A 16,368-nucleotide genomic window follows, 5' to 3' on the forward strand; every position below is an offset into this window, starting at 1 on the left:
GGTCGCGACGAACGCGGTTCACCCCGTCTCCACCTACGGTTCCTTCTCCCCAGGCAGGAGCGCGCGGACGAAGTCCGGAGCATCCTCATCCCCCTTCATGGAACAGGGTTCAGGGCTGGGTGCGCTTGAGAACGTAGCCCAAGTCGCCTGAGAGTTCCTGCTGACCTCGTAGAAAATGGGGTGCCGGAACCCGCCGCGCGTCCCTACCCTCGGCCCATGCGCCATGAATCTGCCCTGCTGAACGTCATCGACGTGGAGGCCACTTGCTGGGCTGGACAGCCGCCGCCCGACTCTGTGAACGAGATCATCGAGATCGGTCTCACCGTCGTGGACGTGTCGGCACGGCGCCGTGTATCCCGGCACCGCGTCCTGGTCCGACCTACCCGGTCGGCGGTGAGCGACTTCTGCACCGAACTGACCGGGCTGACGCAAGCCGAGGTGGAACGCGGCGTCACCTTCGCCGAGGCATGCCAGATTCTCGTCGAGGAGCATGAGGCCGGGGAGCGCCCCTGGGCGAGCTGGGGCGAGTACGACCGTCGGCAATTCGCTCGGCAGAGTCGAGCCGACGGGGTGGCCTACCCCTTCGGCTGTCCAACGGAGCGCACCCACACCAACGCCAAGGCCGCATTCGCCGCGGCGTACGGGCTGCGCAAGAAGCCCGGTATGGATCACGCCCTGCAGATAGCCGGACTACCGCTCGAGGGACGCCATCACCGCGGTGAGGACGACGCGTGGAACATCGCCGCACTCGTCCTCGATCTGTTGGACCGCGAGGCATGGCCGATGACGGCCACAGTCGTCTAGAGAGTGTTCTCTCGAATCAAGACGTGTGGTCGGGTTGCTGAGTCACTCGGCCGCGCCGCTAGGGCCTGTATCGGGTCGTGATCAATCTGTGGGTTTCGCCTCTGCGGCGGAGGCGGACCCGATAGTCCGGAACGCATGACACGTGCGCGACTGAGCGACGAGGAGTGGGAGTACGTCGAGCCGCATCTGCCGGTTGGTGAGTACGGCCCGTTTCCCGCCAGGCTGCGGCAGCAGTTCGAGGGTGTGATCTGGAAGTTCCGCTCAGGAGCGCAATGGCGGGAGATGCCGGCCGAGTTCGGCGTGTGGTCGACCGTGCATAACCGCTTCAGGCAGTGGCGCGACGCCGGTGTCTTCGAAGCCCTGCTGGAGGGTCTGATCGCCGAAGCCGCCAAGCGCGGAAGGGTGGACTTGTCGCTGGTCAGCGTGGATTCCACCACCGCCCGCGCCCACCACGACGCGGCCGGGATGCACATGGACGACGTGGTCCTCACCGCCCTGGAGGTGGCCGCCGCCGAGGAGAAAGCCCCGCAAAAGGGGGTGGCCCGGACGGACAAGGCGGACAGGACGCCGCCCCTCGCCGTGAAGAGCGAAGACGCATTCGGCGCCGGCACCAAGTCCGGCTGAAGGCAGCCCTTCTGGGGCGCTCGAGGGGCGGCCAGACCAGCAAGGTCCACCTCGCAGCCGACCGCTGTTGCCGACCGCTCGCGATCCTACTGACCGCCGGGCAGGCAGCGGACACCCCGGAGTTCATCCCCGTGCTGGACAAGGTACGGGTCCGCGCCCCAGCCGGACGTCCGCGTACGCGCCCGGACACGGTGACGGGCGACAAAGCCTACTCGTCCCGCACCAACCGCTCCTACCTTCGCAACCGCGGGATCAAGGCGGTCATCCCGGAGAAGAAGGACCAGGCTGCCCATCGGAGGAAGAAGGGCCGCCGGGGCGGCCGTCCCATCACCACGACGCCGAGCTGTACAAAGAACGCAACACCGTCGAGCGTCTGATCACCCAACTCAAGGCGTGGCGGGGCATCGCCACCCGATTCGACAAGACCCCCGAGAACTACCTGGCCGGGCTCCACCTCCGCGCCTCCATGATCTGGATCAAGGACCTCACCCGGACCGCATGATGACGACCCGATACAGGTCTTGGATCGCCACAATCCGCCTGTGGCTACGCTCCTGAACAGTGTCAGGGCGTCAAGGTGCCGGCCAGGATGCGCAGCCCCGCCTCCTGGTCGCCGGTCCAGCGAAAGGCAGCATCCGTGCTGCGCATCCGACCCCACAGGAGCAGTACCAGCTGTTCCGCCGTGGCTGTGAGCGTGGCCGCGGCAGTGCCAGGGCCGTACACCCAGGAGGTTTCGGTGTCCGTCGCATGCAACCGCAGGGCGTGCTGCGGGTGCTGAGCTCGTCCCCGGGCTATCTGCCTTGGTGCCATCGTGTCGAAGACCTCGGCCACGCCTTCGCCGGCCAGGACCGGGTCGAGCGGTCGCCTACTGCCCTGTGCGTTCTCGGCATCCCAGCGGTGAATGAGGGCCTCCAGGGCACGGCGTCGCTGCCAGAAGCCCACCGTGTGCGGTGGATGGAAAGTCCAGGCCCTCGCTCTCGGGTCGGTGTCGAGGGCCTTGAGCAGAGTCCCTGAACTCTCCTCGAACCACCGCAGAAACGCATCGGGATCACGCGGAGCCGAGGTGGCCTCGTGCTCGCCGTGCTGCTCGGTGACTGCGGCCGCCGCCCACAGATTTGAGCTGCCCAGGTGCTCGGCCAGGTCGCGGAGCGTCCACTCGCCGCAGTGTTCGACGGGTACCGACAGATCACCATCGAGGCATGCGCGGAACGCGTCGAGTTCGTTACTCAGATGCTGCAGCAGAGATTCCGAGTCCATGGCCAGCGAATCTAACCCAGCCCACTGACATCGAGACCCGGTCCCGACCCGTCGCCTATTGCGCTGGTGACCAGGGAGCGGAGCGCAAGTGCGCGACGCTGCGCCGGTCGCGGACCTCTGAAGGTCTGTCAGCCGCTGTGCCCACCGCAACCATGGAGACGATCGCCCAGCCTGGGTTCGGGTCCAACTCCTTGGTGAGCCCTTCCAGGTCGAAGGCCCGGAATTGGTGCGCGGCGAGTCCCATGGCCTGGGCCTGAACAGTCATGTGGGCGATGGCCTGGCCGAGGTCGTAGTCCGCGAACTCGGAGTAGAGCAGCTGTGTGTCATCGACGTATCGGCGCGTCAGCGTGACGACGAGCAGGCTCGCATCCGTCGCCCAGCGGGCCGAGCTCGGCGCAAGGTAGGGGAGCACCCGGTCATGCTCCGGCTCACCGGGCCTGCCGATGAAGAAGCCCCACGGCTGGGAGTTGCCTGCCGACGGAGCCCACCGCGCGGCTTCCAGCAGCAGCCCGAGGGCAAGGTCGTCGACCACCGCCGACGGATTGAACTGGTAGGGGCTGAAGCGTCTGGCAAGCAGTGGGTGTATGCCGTCATACGGCTCCTGAGGAGGGTGCACGTTCCGCTGCAACCGGCGACTGTGAGTGCGTATTCCGGCCGGTGTAAGCGCTGGCACCGCCCGTGCCAGACGATCTACCAGAAGGACGTTCAATTAGGGAAGCATCCGCATTGATCATGATTCGATACGCGCCCTAGGGTCAATGCCGTTGCGTTACGGGCGATCTTGCCCTTCGTCGCCCCAGGCTCATGAACCGCCGTGACACGGTGGACTCCTGCGGTTCTTGAGAATGTCACCAGGATGCGCGCCGCGCCTGCGCTCGGGGGTGCACGCACCAAGATCGCGGCTAAGGCAACGGCATTGGCCCTAGAGCGTCTGCGTGGCGCGTGTAGCACTCGCCGATGGGGCCGACCAGGCCGCCAACCTCAAGAACCGAGTCCGTCGAGGCGGGCGGCCGGTCTCCCACGACACCGGGCCCTACTGGCGACCGCAACGCGGTGGAACTTCGGCGCCCATGGCAAGGCGACGGATGGTCCTGGCAGTTGAGGAATTTCAGGCCCGGTTCGCCGCCGTGGTGGTCGATGGCGTCCGCCACGCCTGGGATGGACTCGTGGATGGTCAACGGTGCGCCCGGACCGAGCGATCAGCGGACAGGCCAAGGACCAGCGTGCCACTCCCTCGTACGTCTCCGTCTCCGTCTCCGTGACTGTCCGGACGTCGGGCTCGCCCTGGATGGTGGCGGAGTCCGACTGACCGAAGACGAACTCGCCGCCGTGCTTGGGCGACCGACCGCCATTCGGTCCCGTGTGTCCCCGGCTGGCTTCGTCACCGGTGCTCAGGTGCGCGTGAGGGTCCGAACAAGATGAGTCGCTGCAAATCCTGTTGCGCCGTCCCGGCCGCGACCCGACTGTGTTTCTACGGCTGCAGCCGCGGCCTGAACGGTCGTTGGCCCATCGAAGAGGACCTCATGTCAGCCGTTGTTGTTGTCGGTGCGGGAATCGTCGGCTCCTCAGTGGCCTACCACCTGGCCCGTCGGGGTGTCCCGGTCACGCTGCTGGAGCAAGGACCCGCACCGGCCACCGGGGTCACCGGGGGCTCCTTCGCCTGGATCAGCGGCTCGGGAGGGCACTGGCCCGGTGGGGCGCAGGACCTTCGCGAGTACGTCCCGGCGGACTACCAGCGTCTGGAGACCGAACTGCCCGACGTCACGGTCCGCCGGAGCGGTTCGCTGTCCTGGGCCGGCACACCCGTTGAGGATTCCGGGCTGGGAGCAGGGCAGTTCCGCATGGGACGAAGTGACATCGCAGCCCTGGAGCCCAACCTCCGGTACCCACCCGACCAGGCCGTCCACACTCCGAGCGACGCGGGCGTCGACCCAACGGCCTTGGCCCGCGCACTCGTGGCAGCCGCCTGCGCCCATGGAGCAACTGTGCTCCACAACACCGCCGTTACCTCCTTGAAGGTGACCAACGGACGCGTCGAGGGAGTGCTGTCGCCGACCGGGCTCCACACCGCCGCCACCGTCGTGCTCACTGCTGGAACCAACGTCCCCAAGCTCTGCGAACCGCTGTCGGCCGACCTGCCCATTGCCGCCTCCCCGGCCACCCTCGCGCAGGTCACAGCGCCGCCTGGTCTGGTGAAGACGATCGTGGCCAGCCCCGATTTCGAGGTCCGAGAAGTTCGGGATGGCCACCTCTTGCTGGTCGTGCCGCATGTTGCAGACACAGCAGCAGCGTGTGAGCAGGCTGTGCAAGATGCGCTCCAACACCTGAAGGCGGCCTTCCAAAGAAGCGACCAGTGCCGCTTGCTGGGCTACCGCACCGGCAGACGCCCGATGCCCGCGCACGGACCCGTCATCGGATACGTGACAAACGATCGATCCGTCTACGTCGCCGTCATGCACTCAGCGATCGCCCTGGCGCCCACCGTCGGACGGCTCATCGCAGACGAACTGGTGACCGGCAGGCCGGTCCCCGAGCTACGGCATTGTCGGCCGCGCGCCCACTGACATCACTTCTCGACGAAACTGGAGTCGTCGCGAAACGGCTTCCGCGGACGGTGACACTGACACAGCCGCTACGAATGATCGGCGTGGGCCCGCATCAGAAACACAGAACGAGCTCAGTCGCTCTGGGCGACCGGCTCGGGCCCGCCGTCGAGCGCGTCGAGCACCGCCTCGCCGTTCGCCCTCGCCCACTCGGTCAGCATGTGGATCGGATCGATCAGCGTCGCCCCGAGCGGAGTGAGCTCGTACTCGACGCGGGGCGGCACCTCGGCGTAGGCGTGGCGGCGGATGAGTCCGTGGGCCTCGAGCCGTCGGAGCGTCTGGGTGAGCATCTTGCGTGAGATGCCGCCGATCAGCTCGATCAGCTCGCCGTGGCGCACCGGGCCCTTGCTGAGGCCGTAGAGCACGACCGCCGTCCACTTGTCGGCGATCAGCTCGACCGCCAGACGCGCCGGACAGTCGGCGAGAAAGGGATCACCGGGACCGAAACCGCTCATGGCCCCTAAGGTACCTGCCGGTTCCTATCGGAAACCTAGCCTGGGTTCTCTCCCCCCCCTTCCAACGCCAGGAGAGTCATGCGAATCATCACCCAGCGGACGCTCGGCGGTCCCGAGGTCCTCACCATCGTGGACGCACCCGAGCCCCAGCCCCTCCCGACCGAGGTCCTCGTCCGCGTCAAGGCGATCGGGCTGAACCCGCTGGAGGCACGGCTGCGCGCCGGCGAGTTCCCGTTGATCGGCCGGCCGCCGTTCGTCCTCGGCTGGGACATCAGCGGCGTGGTCGAAGAGGCGCCGGGAACGTGGCGGTTCAGGCCCGGCGACGAGGTGTTCGGAATGCCGCTGTTCCCGCGGGCGGCGAACGCGTACGCCGAGGTCGTGTCGGCGCCGGCCTTGCATCTGGTGCGCAAGCCGGCGTCGCTCTCGCACGTCGAGGCGTCGGCGCTGCCGGTCGTCGGTCTGACGGCGTGGCAGGGCCTCGTCGACCTCGGCGGTGTGAGCGAGGGCGATCGCGTTCTGATCCACGGTGGTGGTGGCGGGGTCGGCCACGTCGCGATCCAGATCGCGAAAGCGCTCGGCGCGCACGTGATCGCCACCGCCGGCGGGAGCAAGCGGAAGTTCGTCGAGGGGTTCGGCGCCGATGAGGTGATCGACTACACGGCGGTCGACTTCACCGAGGCGGTCCGCGACATCGACCTCGTGCTCGACACGATCGGCGGCGACACCGTCGAGCGGTCGCTCGCAGTGCTCCGCCCGGGCGGTCACCTGGTGACGGCGGTCGCCGAGGACGATCCGGAACTCGTCGCCAAGTACGAGGCGGCCGGCATGCGCTTCAGCGGCATCGCGGTCGACCCCGATCCGGTCGCCCTGCGAGGTCTCGTCGCACTCGTCGAACAGGGCAGGCTCCGGGTCCACGTACAGGAGACATTCCCGTTCGAGCGCGTCGCCGACGCGCATCGGCTGCTGGACGCCGGCCACCTCCAGGGCAAGCTCGTCCTCACCATCTGATCCCGTGATGGGGCCTCGCGCGGCCCTGGCAGCCGTTCAGGGGCGAGGGCGAGAGGCGCCGAGTTGTCCGGCCGCGCGCCGGGCTCTCGCAGACCGTGAAGACCTACCTCAACGCGCGCCTCACAGACCAGGGAACCGACGCAGGGAAACGGATCATCCGCCGCAACCAACTGATCTTACGCAGCAACGTAGTTGCCCTCGGCCGCACGCACGGTGACGATTCGCGCCACATCATGCCGTCGGTGCCGGTTCTGAACTTCGTTCGTTGGATGCGAGAGGTTCGATGGTCTCGGCGGCGGTGATGCGCCTGCCGCGGGGAATCCCCGGGACCCGTGCGGAGCGGGGGAAGAACCGCGGCGGCAGGCACATGGTGACCATTCCGGTCAGCATCAGTGCGCCGCCGGCCCATGCCACCGGCGAGAGGTGCTCGTGGAGCAGGAGCACGCCGATCAGTGCAGCGGCCAGGGGCTCGGCGAGGCTGAGGGTTCCGGCCGTGACCGCGCGCACCTTGGTGAGGCCTGTGGTGAACAACCAGTAAGCGAGGGCGGTGGTCGCCACGCCCAGCCAGACAATCAGGGGGAAGGTGGCGCCCTGCCGCACGGGAACGTCGCTGTTGACCATCCAGGGTGCCAGGGGCAGGGCTCCTGCGAGCAAGGAGAGCGCGGCGAGCCCGGGCAGCTGGGCAGCGGGAGCGACCGCAGCCAGCTTCTTGGCAAAAACGGTGTACAGGCCGTAGCAAATCCCTGCGGCCACAGCCAGGAGCAGGCCCCACGCGTCCACACCCTCACTCCCCGGCGCCAGCAACAGGGCGCAGCCGGCGACGGCCGCGGCGGTGCCGGCCAACCAAACGGCTGTCATCCGTTCGCCGGTGACCCACCGGGCACACAGGCCGATCGCCGCCGGGGCCACGCCCAGGGCGACCACCGTGGCCAGGGCCGCTCCGGTCCGCGCCACCGAGGACAGGAGGGCTGCCTGGAAGACGCCCGTGGACACTGCGCAGACCAGCAGAGGGCGCACCACCGTGCCCGTGGTCAGGGCCCGCACGGTGCTCCGGCGGACGGTGAACATCCCCAGGATCAGCCCGCCCACGACCAGCCGCCAGCCTCCCAGGGCCGTCGGCATCATGGGGCTGGACGCCAGCACCTGAGCGGGTCCGACCGTGCCCCACAGCACAGCCGCGCCCAGCACCAGCCCCGCACCGAGCAACGGACCCTTCGTTCGTGTATCCATAGCCAGCGACACTAAGCACAATCCCAAGCAAGGTAGCCAGTAGCTGCACTTCATACGCCGTAGAGGCGATTTCCTGGAACTTGATGCGCTGGACCCGGTCCTGCTGCGGGAACTGCGGAACTATGCACGGCGGACCACCATGGCCTATGAGCGCGTCCAGCCCCGCCGCATCGAGCCGGCAGGCCCGGATCACCCCCGCTTCTTGCGCAGAGACCACTAGGGCGTTTCTGACGGCTCTTGGAACCGTCAGATGCCTGTCACTGGCGTGCTCGGAGGGGCAGTCGGCTCATCACGAGGTGACTCGCGTTGCGCCGACGATCAGTCCTACACCCGACCAAGAGCCATCAGAAACGGCCTAAGTCTCGCGGCGACGGAGCCTGTGAGCTGGGAATATCGTCGACCGTCGGGCGACATGACAGCGAGATCACCAGTAACTCCAGTGGGTGCGCCTTCAGCAACCCGAACGCATCCGGGATCATGAACCATGCTCCTGGATGACTGGCAGTTCACCGACGACGTCGACGACTTCCTTGCACGCGCACATGGCAGCGGCACACGGGCGCGGTGGCAGTACCGGTCTGGCGGACTCATCTTTACCGTCTCGGCACGCTCATCCCACCGCAGCCCCGCCCGGAAGGCCGGGGCCGCAGCGCGGGCGGGTCACATCACGAGCAACTCGTGGGCCGGCGCCGTGAGTTCTGCGTCGATGTGGGCGAGCAGCTCTCGATCGACCTGATCGACTCCGGTCCCTGGGCCGACTCACGTTTCGGCGACCGACACTTCACGTTGTAGACCCGGTCTACACCCCCGCTCAGCTGCGGGGCCGCGGATACGCGGGCGCCATGACGGTCGAAGCGGGCCGTGCTGCGCTGGCCGCCGGCGCGACAGACGTGGTCCTGTTCACGGACCCGGACAACCCCACCAGTAACGCCCTCTATCAGCGGCTCGGTACCCGATCCCCTGCCGGAAAGCGGCTACCGAGCGAGGAAGCAGTGTTCACCTGGCGGAGAACTGCGAAGTCGTTCGCCGCGAGGGTCTGCAGACCGACAACCTCATCACGGCGTAGGGCATGCGGCCCGGCTCGCGGATGTCCTCCGTCCTCGCTGAGAACCTGTATCTGAACCTCAGGTCCCAAGGTCACCGGCCCTGCCACTGCCGCCGCGTGCGAACAGAGGGGCAGGAGTCAAGTTCGGGCCGCCGACTTTGGCCCGGTCGCCGCCACTTCCAAGTACAGCCACTGCCTCTGCGGCCTGCAAACCTGGGTTTGAATTCAGGTTCTGAGCAGTCGGAGTTCCAGGCGCGGGGTACACATACGCAGTCCCGGTTCGCGTCCCCGATCGGATCGCAGCGGTAGGTGTCTCAACTGCAAGTGGTATGCCTACGCGACTTGCGCGGGTGCGGCTGACCTCCGTTAGGCGGACGTTAGCCGGACGGCAATTGGGCATTAGCGGCCTCGACCAGAGTCGGTGTCGTTCCCGAGGAGGGAACGACATCCACTACCTACCGGGGGACCCGACATGCGCTCCAACACCACCGTCCGTGGAAACCGTCGCCGCACCCTGCGCCTTGCCGCCGCGGCCCTGACCGTGGCCGCCGGCTTCTCGCTCACGGCCTGCAACGGCGATGACGTCACGGGGCAGGGCGAACCCTCGGCCGCGTCCAGCGCGTCTTCGTCGGGCGGCGCCTCCGACAACGGCGGTTCGAACTCGGGTGGTTCGGGCTCAGATGGTTCGGAGCAGGGTGGTGGGAAGGACTCGGCGGGGAAGAGTTCGGGCGGGCAGGGTACGGCGGCCGGGAGCGGCTCGGAGCAGGGCGGCGAGGTCGGCAAGTGCCGTACCGACGATCTGGACATCTCGGCGTCGGACAGCACCATCGACGGTGACGCCGAAGGCTCTGTCGCGGTGGAGATGAAGAACGGCGGTGGCCGGGACTGCGCGCTGTCCGGGTTCGCGGGCGTCGACCTGACGACCAGTGAGGGCCCGCTGTCCGCCAAGCGCGCCGGTCAGCCGGCCGAGCGGATGATCCTGAAGGACGGGAAGTCGGTGTTCTTCAACATCAGCTACCCGATGAACGACTCGGGCGGTTCCGGTGTCCGTGTCACGGGTCTGGTCGTGACCCCGCCCGGCGAGACAAAGTCGTTCTCCCTGGAGTGGCCGGGCGGCTCCACGCTGCCCGTCACCGATGGTGCCGGCTCCCCGGTCAGCGTCGGCCCGATCGGCAGTGCCGGCCAGGGCGGAGCCTCGTAGGTCCTGGAGGTCCTGGAGGCGAACCAATATGTCGCCGGTGGTCTGCCAGGCGTGGCGTACAGCCTGTTCGATTGCCTGGGGGTAGTACTCCCGGTCGGTCAGGGTCTGCTCGGCGTTCTTTGGAAGGGCAGCGTGCCCTCGGGTGCGGACCGGCCGAACAGGACGTCGAGCAGTGCCCGATCGCCGGCGCCGTAGGCGGCGAGCAGGGCTGCGCAGCGATCGGCGGTCTCGGAGATGACGGCGGGCCGTTCGAGGTGGAGGGCGACGATGGTGGGCACGGTGTCGAGCAGGGTGAGGATCTGGCCCAGGCGGTCGGGGCCGGCGGTGGTGCAGTACTGGCACGAGCAGCTCGACGAGCAATGGGTCCGCGTTTCCGACTCGGTACGGGACGCCTTCCGATGCCACCTGGATGACACCGCCGAGTCGCTGAACATGCCGGGGATCCTGGAACTCGCTGTCATGGTGGGCGCCGAGGCCACCGCTCCCGACCACCCCGCGCACGACTTCTTCTCGCAATGGCAGGAGAAAGGCGTACGCGAACTCGCGGACCGGCTCGGCGCCGGCGCGAAGTCGGGTGAACTCAAGGCGGGGCTCGACCACGAAAACATCGCCCGGGAGTGCGCCGCGCTCGACGCGGGACTACGGCTGCAGTGGCTGGCCGCTGGGCGCTCCTTCGACCTGGTCGCCGTGATGCGTTCGCATCCGAACCGCCTCATGAGCAGCATCGCGGCCGACGGCGAGGGGCTGTAGCGCCCCGCCCTTCGCCCGGCTGACGTTATGAAGTCACCAGCGGGTCACCGCACTTGGGACCTCCTACCAGTTCGTTCACGCTGCTTGGACCAGAAGAACTTCTGGGCGAGGAGCGTGCACGTACCGGCCAGGACGATGCCCAGCAGGTTCAGCAGAAGCTGCTGAGTGGAGCCCCAGGTCTGGGTCATGTCGCCGTAGCTGAGGGCCACCGCGGCGTTCGCCGCCGCCGGTACCGTGGTCACCGAGATCGCCACCCCCACCAGCGCGCCCGACTTCGCCGACGTGAGGGAGAGCGTGCCGGCCGCGCCCGCGAGCACGGCGACCACGAAGGAGAACCAGTCGGGCGCATAGACGAACCCGGTGTTGGGGCGCTCCCCCTCCAGCTGGCCTTCGCTGAACAGCCCCACCGCGTCCATGAAACAGCTGAAGCCCACCGACACCACCATCGCAGCCGCGAACCCGACGAGCAGCGCGATCAGTGAGCGCAGCGCAAGCCGCGGGGCCCGCTGCACCAGAGCCGTACAGACCCCCGCGAGCGGACCGAACTCCGGGCCGACCGCCATCGCGCCCACGATCAGAACGGCGTTGTCCAGCACGACGCCGCACGCCGCGATCATCGTGGCGATGACGAGGAACGCCACATAGGTGACAGTGAGCGTCGACTCCTCGTGCGTGAAGTCCCTCAGGTGTTCCCACAGCACAGCGTCCGCACCCTCGCCCGGCGCCGCCTCCTCCGCCTTTTCGGCGCGCAGCGACAGCGACAGGTCGATGTTCTCGACGGCGATCGAACCCGTCTGGTCGATCTCCAACGTCCTTAGTTTGTCGATGAGTTCGTCGCCGGCCTCCCGGGCGACATCGCACATCACGACGTCACCGACCGGGTCACGGGCCGCGCCCGGCAGCACCGCCAGGTGCGTGGTGCCGACTGTGCTCTCAATCAGGCACACCACGGCGTCCGTCTTCTCGGCCGGGACGATCAAACGCAGATGCAACATCCGCGTACCGTAACCGGCTCGGCTCCTGTCGGGGGCTGGTGGATGCAGGGTGCGAGGAACGGAGTGTCGGGCGGCCGGCGGGGATCGTACGGAGCTGGGAGCCTGCTCGCCTGGACCCACGGTTCGCGGGTCGTGTCCCGGGCGTGTCAAGATCGTCTGCAGGCAATGGACAACCGCAGGTGTGTACCTGCCGCCACTGCTCTCTTCATCGCAGTCACGGCCACACTCGTGGTATGCGTCCCGGCCGCCGACACGACGGAAGCCTGTCGTCACGAGGATGGCGGAGTGGGATCAGGGGTGGGTGTGTCGGAATCGAGGACGGCTGCGCTGAGGGCGGCCGCCACCCGGGTGACCGGCTCGGTGGGCGGGCGGGGAAGCCGGGCCAGGAGCAGGCGCCGCTGCTCCTGGGGGCCGCCACGGACCGGGAGAATGCGCACGCCCGGGCGCGCGGCGGCGGTGAGGGCCGCGGGAACGGTGGTCAGCCCGCAGCCGGCGGCGACGGGTGAGAGCTCGGCTAGCCGGTCCCGGGCGGTGTGAACGATCTCGGGCCGCTCGTCCAGCCCGGGCCGGACGCCCGTCAGGCGGTCCTCACCCGAGGAAGATCCAGCGCTGCCCGCGCAGGTCGGCCCCGTCCACGGAGTCGCCGCGGGCGAGTGGACGGGTGGCGGGCACCGCCAGGCAGAGTGCGCGCTCGGTGAGGATCTGCAGCGCGAGCGGGGGCGCCTCGGTGTCCGGCGGCCGGAACGGCGGCGCCGACGCGAGCAGGGCCAGGTCGAGGCTGCCGGCGCGCAGGGCGCGCACCAGTGCCGGGGGGCCGCCCTCCCGGCCGACCACCTGAAGGCTGGGGCCCGTGCGCCGCAGTGCCGCCAGGGCCCGGGGCAGCAGGACAGTGCCGGCGTTGGGGAACCAGCCCACCCGAACCGTCCCGGTCTGCTCCGGCAGACCGGACAGTTCCCGCGCGGTGGCGTCGATCTCGTCGGACACGGTCGTCGCACGGCGCATGACGACGCGGCCGGCGGCGGTGCGCCGTGCTCCGTCGCATCGCCGCTCCAGCAGCTCCGTGCCTGCGGCCCGCTCGATCGCGACGACCTGCCGGGACACCGCCGACTGGGTGCAGCCCAGCGACGCGGCAGCCGCGGTGAAGGTTCCCGTTCTGCCAAGGCGCGGAAGACGCGCTGAGCGGTCAGTGACACATCCGCGAAAGTCCGATCCGCGCACAAGGCCACGCCGAACTGACGCGGCACGCGTGCTGCCGACTCCCGGCAGCACCACGCGGGGCTGCTGCCGGGAGTCGGCATCCTCAGGACGACGTGGCCGGGCAACGGGTGCCGCGTGGTGGCACCGTCAGGTCGATGAGGTAGTCGTTGACGGCTTGCTCCATGCAGGGGCCGCTGGTGACGCTGCCGTGCCCCTGTCCCTCGTAGGTGAGGAGCACACCGCTGCGGCCCAGTTGCCGAGCCACGGAGGCCGCCCACGGGTAGCCGGTGGCAGGGTCGTGGAGGGCGTTGGACAGCAGGATCGGCGGGGTGCCGCGGGCCGTCAGACGGTGCTGGGGGTTGGTGGTCGGGGCGCCCAGGCAGGACGCCACCATCTGGATCGGGAGGAGGCGTGGCAGGTCGGGTGCGGTCCTGTTCATCACGCCGACGAGTGCGGTGTACTCCCGGTAGTCGCGCACCGGCAGGTGCCAGTCCGCGCAGAAGACGGGGGTCGCCGGCGGAAGCGGTGACGCCGAGGTGGGAGAGGCGGGGAGCGGGCTGCTCGCCTGCAACCCGGCGATGGCCGTCGCCAGGCTTGCGTAGTCGGCGCCGTAGAACGGTCTCAAGGCAACCTTGTTGACCAGGTCGGCCTGCGAGAGTGCGGCTCCCGGCTTGGCGGGATTTTCCAGCTCGCCGCGGTGCGCACGGTCCAGCAGCCCCTGCCAGATCGTACGGATGTCGCGACCGTGCAGCGCACAACTCGAGTGGCCGGCACACCACGTGACGAACTCGTCGAACGAGTCCTGCGCCGCGGCCGCCCCGGATTGAAGAAAGGCACGCGTGCTGGAGACGCTGTGATCGATCACGCTCTCCAGCACCATCGCGCGGACCCGGCGCGGATAGGTCTCGGCGTACTGTGCGCCGAGCAGCGTGCCGTATGAACTGCCGTGGAAGGTCAGTTGACCCTCACCGAGGGCGGCCCTCAGTGCCTCCAGATCCTGGACCGTCTGAGCGCTGTCGAGGTGATCGGACACGGGACCGGTGCGCGCCCGGCAGTCGGCGCGAAGTCGGCTGTTGTAGCGGAGAGTTGCGTCGAATTCCGCTTGGTTCGCCAGCTCCGCTGATGGCCGTTGGGCGAGCAGGTCGCCGGAACACGTCACCGGATTGCTCTCGCCCACACCACGCGGGTCGAAACTGACGATGTCGAACCTGCGGCGGACCTCGGGACTGAACCGGCTGATGCCGCCCACCACCCGATCAACGCCGGAGTCGCCGGGCCCACCGGGGCCGAACACCATCGACCCGACACGTGCGTCGGGGTCGGTGGCCTTGCGGCGCGCTACGGCCAGACCGAACGTCGGCCCGTCCGGGTGTGCCCAGTCGACCGGCACTTCGAGAGTCGCGCACTCCGCCCCGGGCTCGTCCGGCGCGTCGCACGGAGCCCACCGCACCGCGCTGACGTTTCCCGTGGCCGCCCCCGCATCGGGCGCGACGGCGAGACCGGCGACGGTGGCGATGGCGGCCGCCGCGACCACGGCCGTACTCCACACGGTGGCACTCCGAACCGGGGGCCTGCCTCTGAACAGCATCAAGCGTCCTCCTTGACGAAAAGGGCGTGAGAGACGTGTCGAGAACGTGCAGACCCGGCCGGGGCGTCGAGGCCACGCTAGGCGTGGTGTATGCCGTCCGGTGCAGTTGTCAGGGTTCCCTCCGGGGCGCGTCAGGGCTGAACCAGGGGTGCCCTCAGGGCAATGTCGCGACGCCGCTGGTACCCGTCCCCCCACATTCGCCGCGCAGCAGTCGGGCGCGGCGGCGACTCACTTACGCGCCCGGCCCCGGCAGGGATCGCCTGCCGGGGCCGGGCGGATCGGCGCGGTAGCGCGTGGCTGCGGCGCCGACCCTGGATCCGGCTCGGTCAGAACGCGAAGACGGCCATCGACTCGGTTCTCTTCACGCACTCATTGGCGAAGGTGCGCTCGTACGCGACGCGGGTGCCTCGCCAGACGCCCTGCGCGGTGACGGTGACGGGGTCGTACTTGCGCGTACAGACGGCACCCTCCTCGATCGACAACTTGCCGAAGTCGCCGTCGACACCGGCGATTTGAGAACAGGCGAGCGCGGTGGACGGGTGGGTCCCCGAAGGCTTGGGAGCGCAGGACAGAGTGACCGCGCGATCGGGGGCCGCGCTCGCCGCGGAGTCGCCGTGCGCCACCGTCAGGACGAGCGCGGACGGGGCGTACAGGGAGGTCGTGGACGGGGTGGTGGCGGCCGGGGCGGTGGTGGACGGGGCGGTGGTGGACGGGAGCGCAGTACCGCTCAGCGGTCCCAACAGGGCGGTAGCCGTGAGGGTGATCGCTGTGGCCAGGCGCGCGGTGATCGGCATGGTGTGCATCCTTCCGCTTCGGTCGAAGTGCCGGATTCGGCAGTCGCGAGTCTGCTGAGTCCGCCTCAAAAACACACATGCGACACACGCGTTTCAGTAACTTTGAGTATTGAACCAGTGGCAGGAAGTAGCGTAAGTCGACTGCGCGGGCTCCGGAACCGGGCCACAGCCGGGATCCGTCGGACGCCACCTGGCCGATTACCCCGCGTTCGGCAATCGGCCTGAATGTGGGGGCCGCGGTACACCAGAACGCAGTTCACTCACGCCTTGCGTCTCACGCCCTACGTCTCACACCTTGCCCGGCGATCCGGTCACCTTTACCTTACTTCTTAGTAAGTTTACTATTTGGTAAGGGGATTGCCTTGGCCAGCTATCAGACTGTCCTGGTCGGTACGGACGGCTCCGAGTCGTCGTTCGCCGCGGTCACCAGTGCGGCCCGCCTCGCCGCCGCCTGCGAGGCCGAACTCGTGATCGCCTGCGCGTACCTTCCGATGCGGGGGCCCGAACTCGCCGTTGCTCAGGACCAATTGGGTCCCGAGGCTTATCAGGTGGTGGGCTCGGCGCCCGCCGAGGACACTCTGCGTACCGCAAGAGACAGAGCCCTGGCGGAGGGCGCGGTGGACGTTCGGTCGGTCGCGGTGCAGGACGAGCCGGTCGCGGCGCTGGTGCGGATCGCCCAGGAGTGTTCGGCCGACCTGGTCGTCGTCGGAAACCGCGGACTGCGCTCGCTCGCAGGACGCATCCTCGGCTCGGTGCCGGCCGACATCGCCAGGAAGGCAGGGCTCGACGTGCTGATCGTGCACACCACATGAGCGCA

15 protein-coding genes and 3 pseudogenes are annotated in these 16,368 nt (G+C 68.6%); 9 read left to right on the forward strand and 9 right to left on the reverse strand.

What is annotated here, in order from left to right:
- Window positions 1-216 precede the first annotated feature (216 nt).
- Entirely contained in the window at window positions 217-804 is a 588-nt protein-coding gene (locus tag AB0J02_RS33180) for a 3'-5' exonuclease (RefSeq protein WP_363197520.1), read from the forward strand.
- A gap of 135 nt (window positions 805-939) precedes the next feature.
- Window positions 940-1,930, forward strand: a pseudogene (locus tag AB0J02_RS33185) (IS5 family transposase).
- A gap of 62 nt (window positions 1,931-1,992) precedes the next feature.
- Here AB0J02_RS33185 and AB0J02_RS33190 read toward each other — a convergent pair.
- On the reverse strand, window positions 1,993-2,685 hold the full coding sequence (locus AB0J02_RS33190) for a maleylpyruvate isomerase family mycothiol-dependent enzyme (protein WP_363197521.1): 693 nt from the start codon (window positions 2,683-2,685) through the stop codon (window positions 1,993-1,995).
- Window positions 2,686-2,740: 55 nt separating this feature from the next.
- A complete protein-coding gene (locus AB0J02_RS33195) occupies window positions 2,741-3,301 on the reverse strand; it encodes a nitroreductase family protein (protein WP_363197559.1) in 561 nt (186 codons plus the stop codon).
- A 564-nt stretch (window positions 3,302-3,865) separates the two neighbouring features.
- Here AB0J02_RS33195 and AB0J02_RS33200 point away from each other — a divergent pair.
- On the forward strand, window positions 3,866-3,994 hold the full coding sequence (locus AB0J02_RS33200) for a hypothetical protein (RefSeq protein ID WP_363197522.1): 129 nt from the start codon (window positions 3,866-3,868) through the stop codon (window positions 3,992-3,994).
- A gap of 214 nt (window positions 3,995-4,208) precedes the next feature.
- The gene (locus AB0J02_RS33205; protein WP_363197523.1) at window positions 4,209-5,249 is read left to right on the forward strand and encodes an FAD-dependent oxidoreductase; all 1,041 of its coding nucleotides are present in this window, start codon (window positions 4,209-4,211) and stop codon (window positions 5,247-5,249) included.
- 113 nt (window positions 5,250-5,362) lie between these two features.
- Here the strand turns inward: AB0J02_RS33205 and AB0J02_RS33210 are convergent, their stop codons facing one another.
- Window positions 5,363-5,743 carry a helix-turn-helix domain-containing protein gene (locus tag AB0J02_RS33210; RefSeq protein WP_363197524.1) on the reverse strand — a complete coding sequence of 127 codons (381 nt, stop codon included), beginning with the start codon at window positions 5,741-5,743 and terminating at the stop codon, window positions 5,363-5,365.
- 78 nt (window positions 5,744-5,821) lie between these two features.
- Here AB0J02_RS33210 and AB0J02_RS33215 point away from each other — a divergent pair, with 78 nt between their 5' ends.
- Complete coding sequence (locus AB0J02_RS33215) at window positions 5,822-6,751, forward strand: NADP-dependent oxidoreductase (protein ID WP_363197525.1); 930 nt, start codon at window positions 5,822-5,824, stop codon at window positions 6,749-6,751.
- Between the two features lie 231 nt (window positions 6,752-6,982).
- Here AB0J02_RS33215 and AB0J02_RS33220 read toward each other — a convergent pair whose 3' ends face one another.
- Window positions 6,983-7,981 (reverse strand): EamA family transporter, encoded by a 999-nt coding sequence (locus AB0J02_RS33220; RefSeq protein WP_363197526.1) that lies wholly within the window; start codon window positions 7,979-7,981, stop codon window positions 6,983-6,985.
- A 543-nt stretch (window positions 7,982-8,524) separates the two neighbouring features.
- On the opposite strand from AB0J02_RS33220, the pseudogene AB0J02_RS33225 reads away from it, so the two are divergent.
- Both AB0J02_RS33225 and AB0J02_RS33230 read left to right on the forward strand, forming a co-directional pair.
- Window positions 8,525-9,102: pseudogene (locus AB0J02_RS33225) on the forward strand (hypothetical protein); the annotation flags it as partial.
- A 396-nt stretch (window positions 9,103-9,498) separates the two neighbouring features.
- The gene (locus AB0J02_RS33230; RefSeq protein ID WP_363197527.1) at window positions 9,499-10,227 is read left to right on the forward strand and encodes a DUF4232 domain-containing protein; all 729 of its coding nucleotides are present in this window, start codon (window positions 9,499-9,501) and stop codon (window positions 10,225-10,227) included.
- A gap of 98 nt (window positions 10,228-10,325) precedes the next feature.
- Here the strand turns inward: AB0J02_RS33230 and AB0J02_RS33235 are convergent, their stop codons facing one another.
- The gene (locus AB0J02_RS33235; protein WP_363197528.1) at window positions 10,326-10,505 is read right to left on the reverse strand and encodes a glycoside hydrolase family 3 C-terminal domain-containing protein; all 180 of its coding nucleotides are present in this window, start codon (window positions 10,503-10,505) and stop codon (window positions 10,326-10,328) included.
- Between the two features lies 1 nt (window position 10,506).
- Between AB0J02_RS33235 and AB0J02_RS33240 the strand changes: the two genes are divergently transcribed.
- Window positions 10,507-10,977, forward strand: coding sequence for a hypothetical protein (locus AB0J02_RS33240; RefSeq protein ID WP_363197529.1), 471 nt, complete (start codon window positions 10,507-10,509; stop codon window positions 10,975-10,977).
- Window positions 10,978-11,021: 44 nt separating this feature from the next.
- Here AB0J02_RS33240 and AB0J02_RS33245 read toward each other — a convergent pair whose 3' ends face one another.
- From AB0J02_RS33245 to AB0J02_RS33260, 4 genes and pseudogenes are all read right to left on the reverse strand, one after another.
- Window positions 11,022-11,972, reverse strand: coding sequence for a DUF389 domain-containing protein (locus AB0J02_RS33245; protein ID WP_363197530.1), 951 nt, complete (start codon window positions 11,970-11,972; stop codon window positions 11,022-11,024).
- 269 nt (window positions 11,973-12,241) lie between these two features.
- Window positions 12,242-13,165: pseudogene (locus AB0J02_RS33250) on the reverse strand (LysR family transcriptional regulator).
- 107 nt (window positions 13,166-13,272) lie between these two features.
- Window positions 13,273-14,757: an alpha/beta hydrolase gene (locus AB0J02_RS33255; RefSeq protein WP_363197531.1), complete on the reverse strand. Its 1,485-nt coding sequence runs from the start codon at window positions 14,755-14,757 to the stop codon at window positions 13,273-13,275.
- A gap of 326 nt (window positions 14,758-15,083) precedes the next feature.
- Window positions 15,084-15,551: a subtilase-type protease inhibitor gene (locus AB0J02_RS33260; RefSeq protein WP_363197532.1), complete on the reverse strand. Its 468-nt coding sequence runs from the start codon at window positions 15,549-15,551 to the stop codon at window positions 15,084-15,086.
- Window positions 15,552-15,913: 362 nt separating this feature from the next.
- On the opposite strand from AB0J02_RS33260, the gene AB0J02_RS33265 reads away from it, so the two are divergent.
- Window positions 15,914-16,363, forward strand: coding sequence for a universal stress protein (locus tag AB0J02_RS33265; protein WP_363197533.1), 450 nt, complete (start codon window positions 15,914-15,916; stop codon window positions 16,361-16,363).
- The last annotated feature ends 5 nt before the right edge of the window (window positions 16,364-16,368 follow it).

Source organism: Streptomyces sp. NPDC050264, from assembly GCF_040655895.1.
GTDB lineage: Bacteria > Actinomycetota > Actinomycetes > Streptomycetales > Streptomycetaceae > Streptomyces.

Excerpts from the sequence above, each read along its gene's own strand:
- AB0J02_RS33180 (WP_363197520.1), top strand. The coding sequence starts at position 217 with ATGCGCCATGAATCTGCCCTGCTGAACGTCATCGACGTGGAGGCCACT.
- AB0J02_RS33190 (WP_363197521.1), bottom strand. The coding sequence starts at position 2,685 with ATGGACTCGGAATCTCTGCTGCAGCATCTGAGTAACGAACTCGACGCG.
- AB0J02_RS33205 (WP_363197523.1), top strand. The coding sequence starts at position 4,209 with ATGTCAGCCGTTGTTGTTGTCGGTGCGGGAATCGTCGGCTCCTCAGTG.
- AB0J02_RS33210 (WP_363197524.1), bottom strand. The coding sequence starts at position 5,743 with ATGAGCGGTTTCGGTCCCGGTGATCCCTTTCTCGCCGACTGTCCGGCG.
- AB0J02_RS33215 (WP_363197525.1), top strand. The coding sequence starts at position 5,822 with ATGCGAATCATCACCCAGCGGACGCTCGGCGGTCCCGAGGTCCTCACC.
- AB0J02_RS33220 (WP_363197526.1), bottom strand. The coding sequence starts at position 7,981 with ATGGATACACGAACGAAGGGTCCGTTGCTCGGTGCGGGGCTGGTGCTG.
- AB0J02_RS33230 (WP_363197527.1), top strand. The coding sequence starts at position 9,499 with ATGCGCTCCAACACCACCGTCCGTGGAAACCGTCGCCGCACCCTGCGC.
- AB0J02_RS33245 (WP_363197530.1), bottom strand. The coding sequence starts at position 11,972 with ATGTTGCATCTGCGTTTGATCGTCCCGGCCGAGAAGACGGACGCCGTG.
- AB0J02_RS33255 (WP_363197531.1), bottom strand. The coding sequence starts at position 14,757 with ATGCTGTTCAGAGGCAGGCCCCCGGTTCGGAGTGCCACCGTGTGGAGT.
- AB0J02_RS33260 (WP_363197532.1), bottom strand. The coding sequence starts at position 15,551 with ATGCCGATCACCGCGCGCCTGGCCACAGCGATCACCCTCACGGCTACC.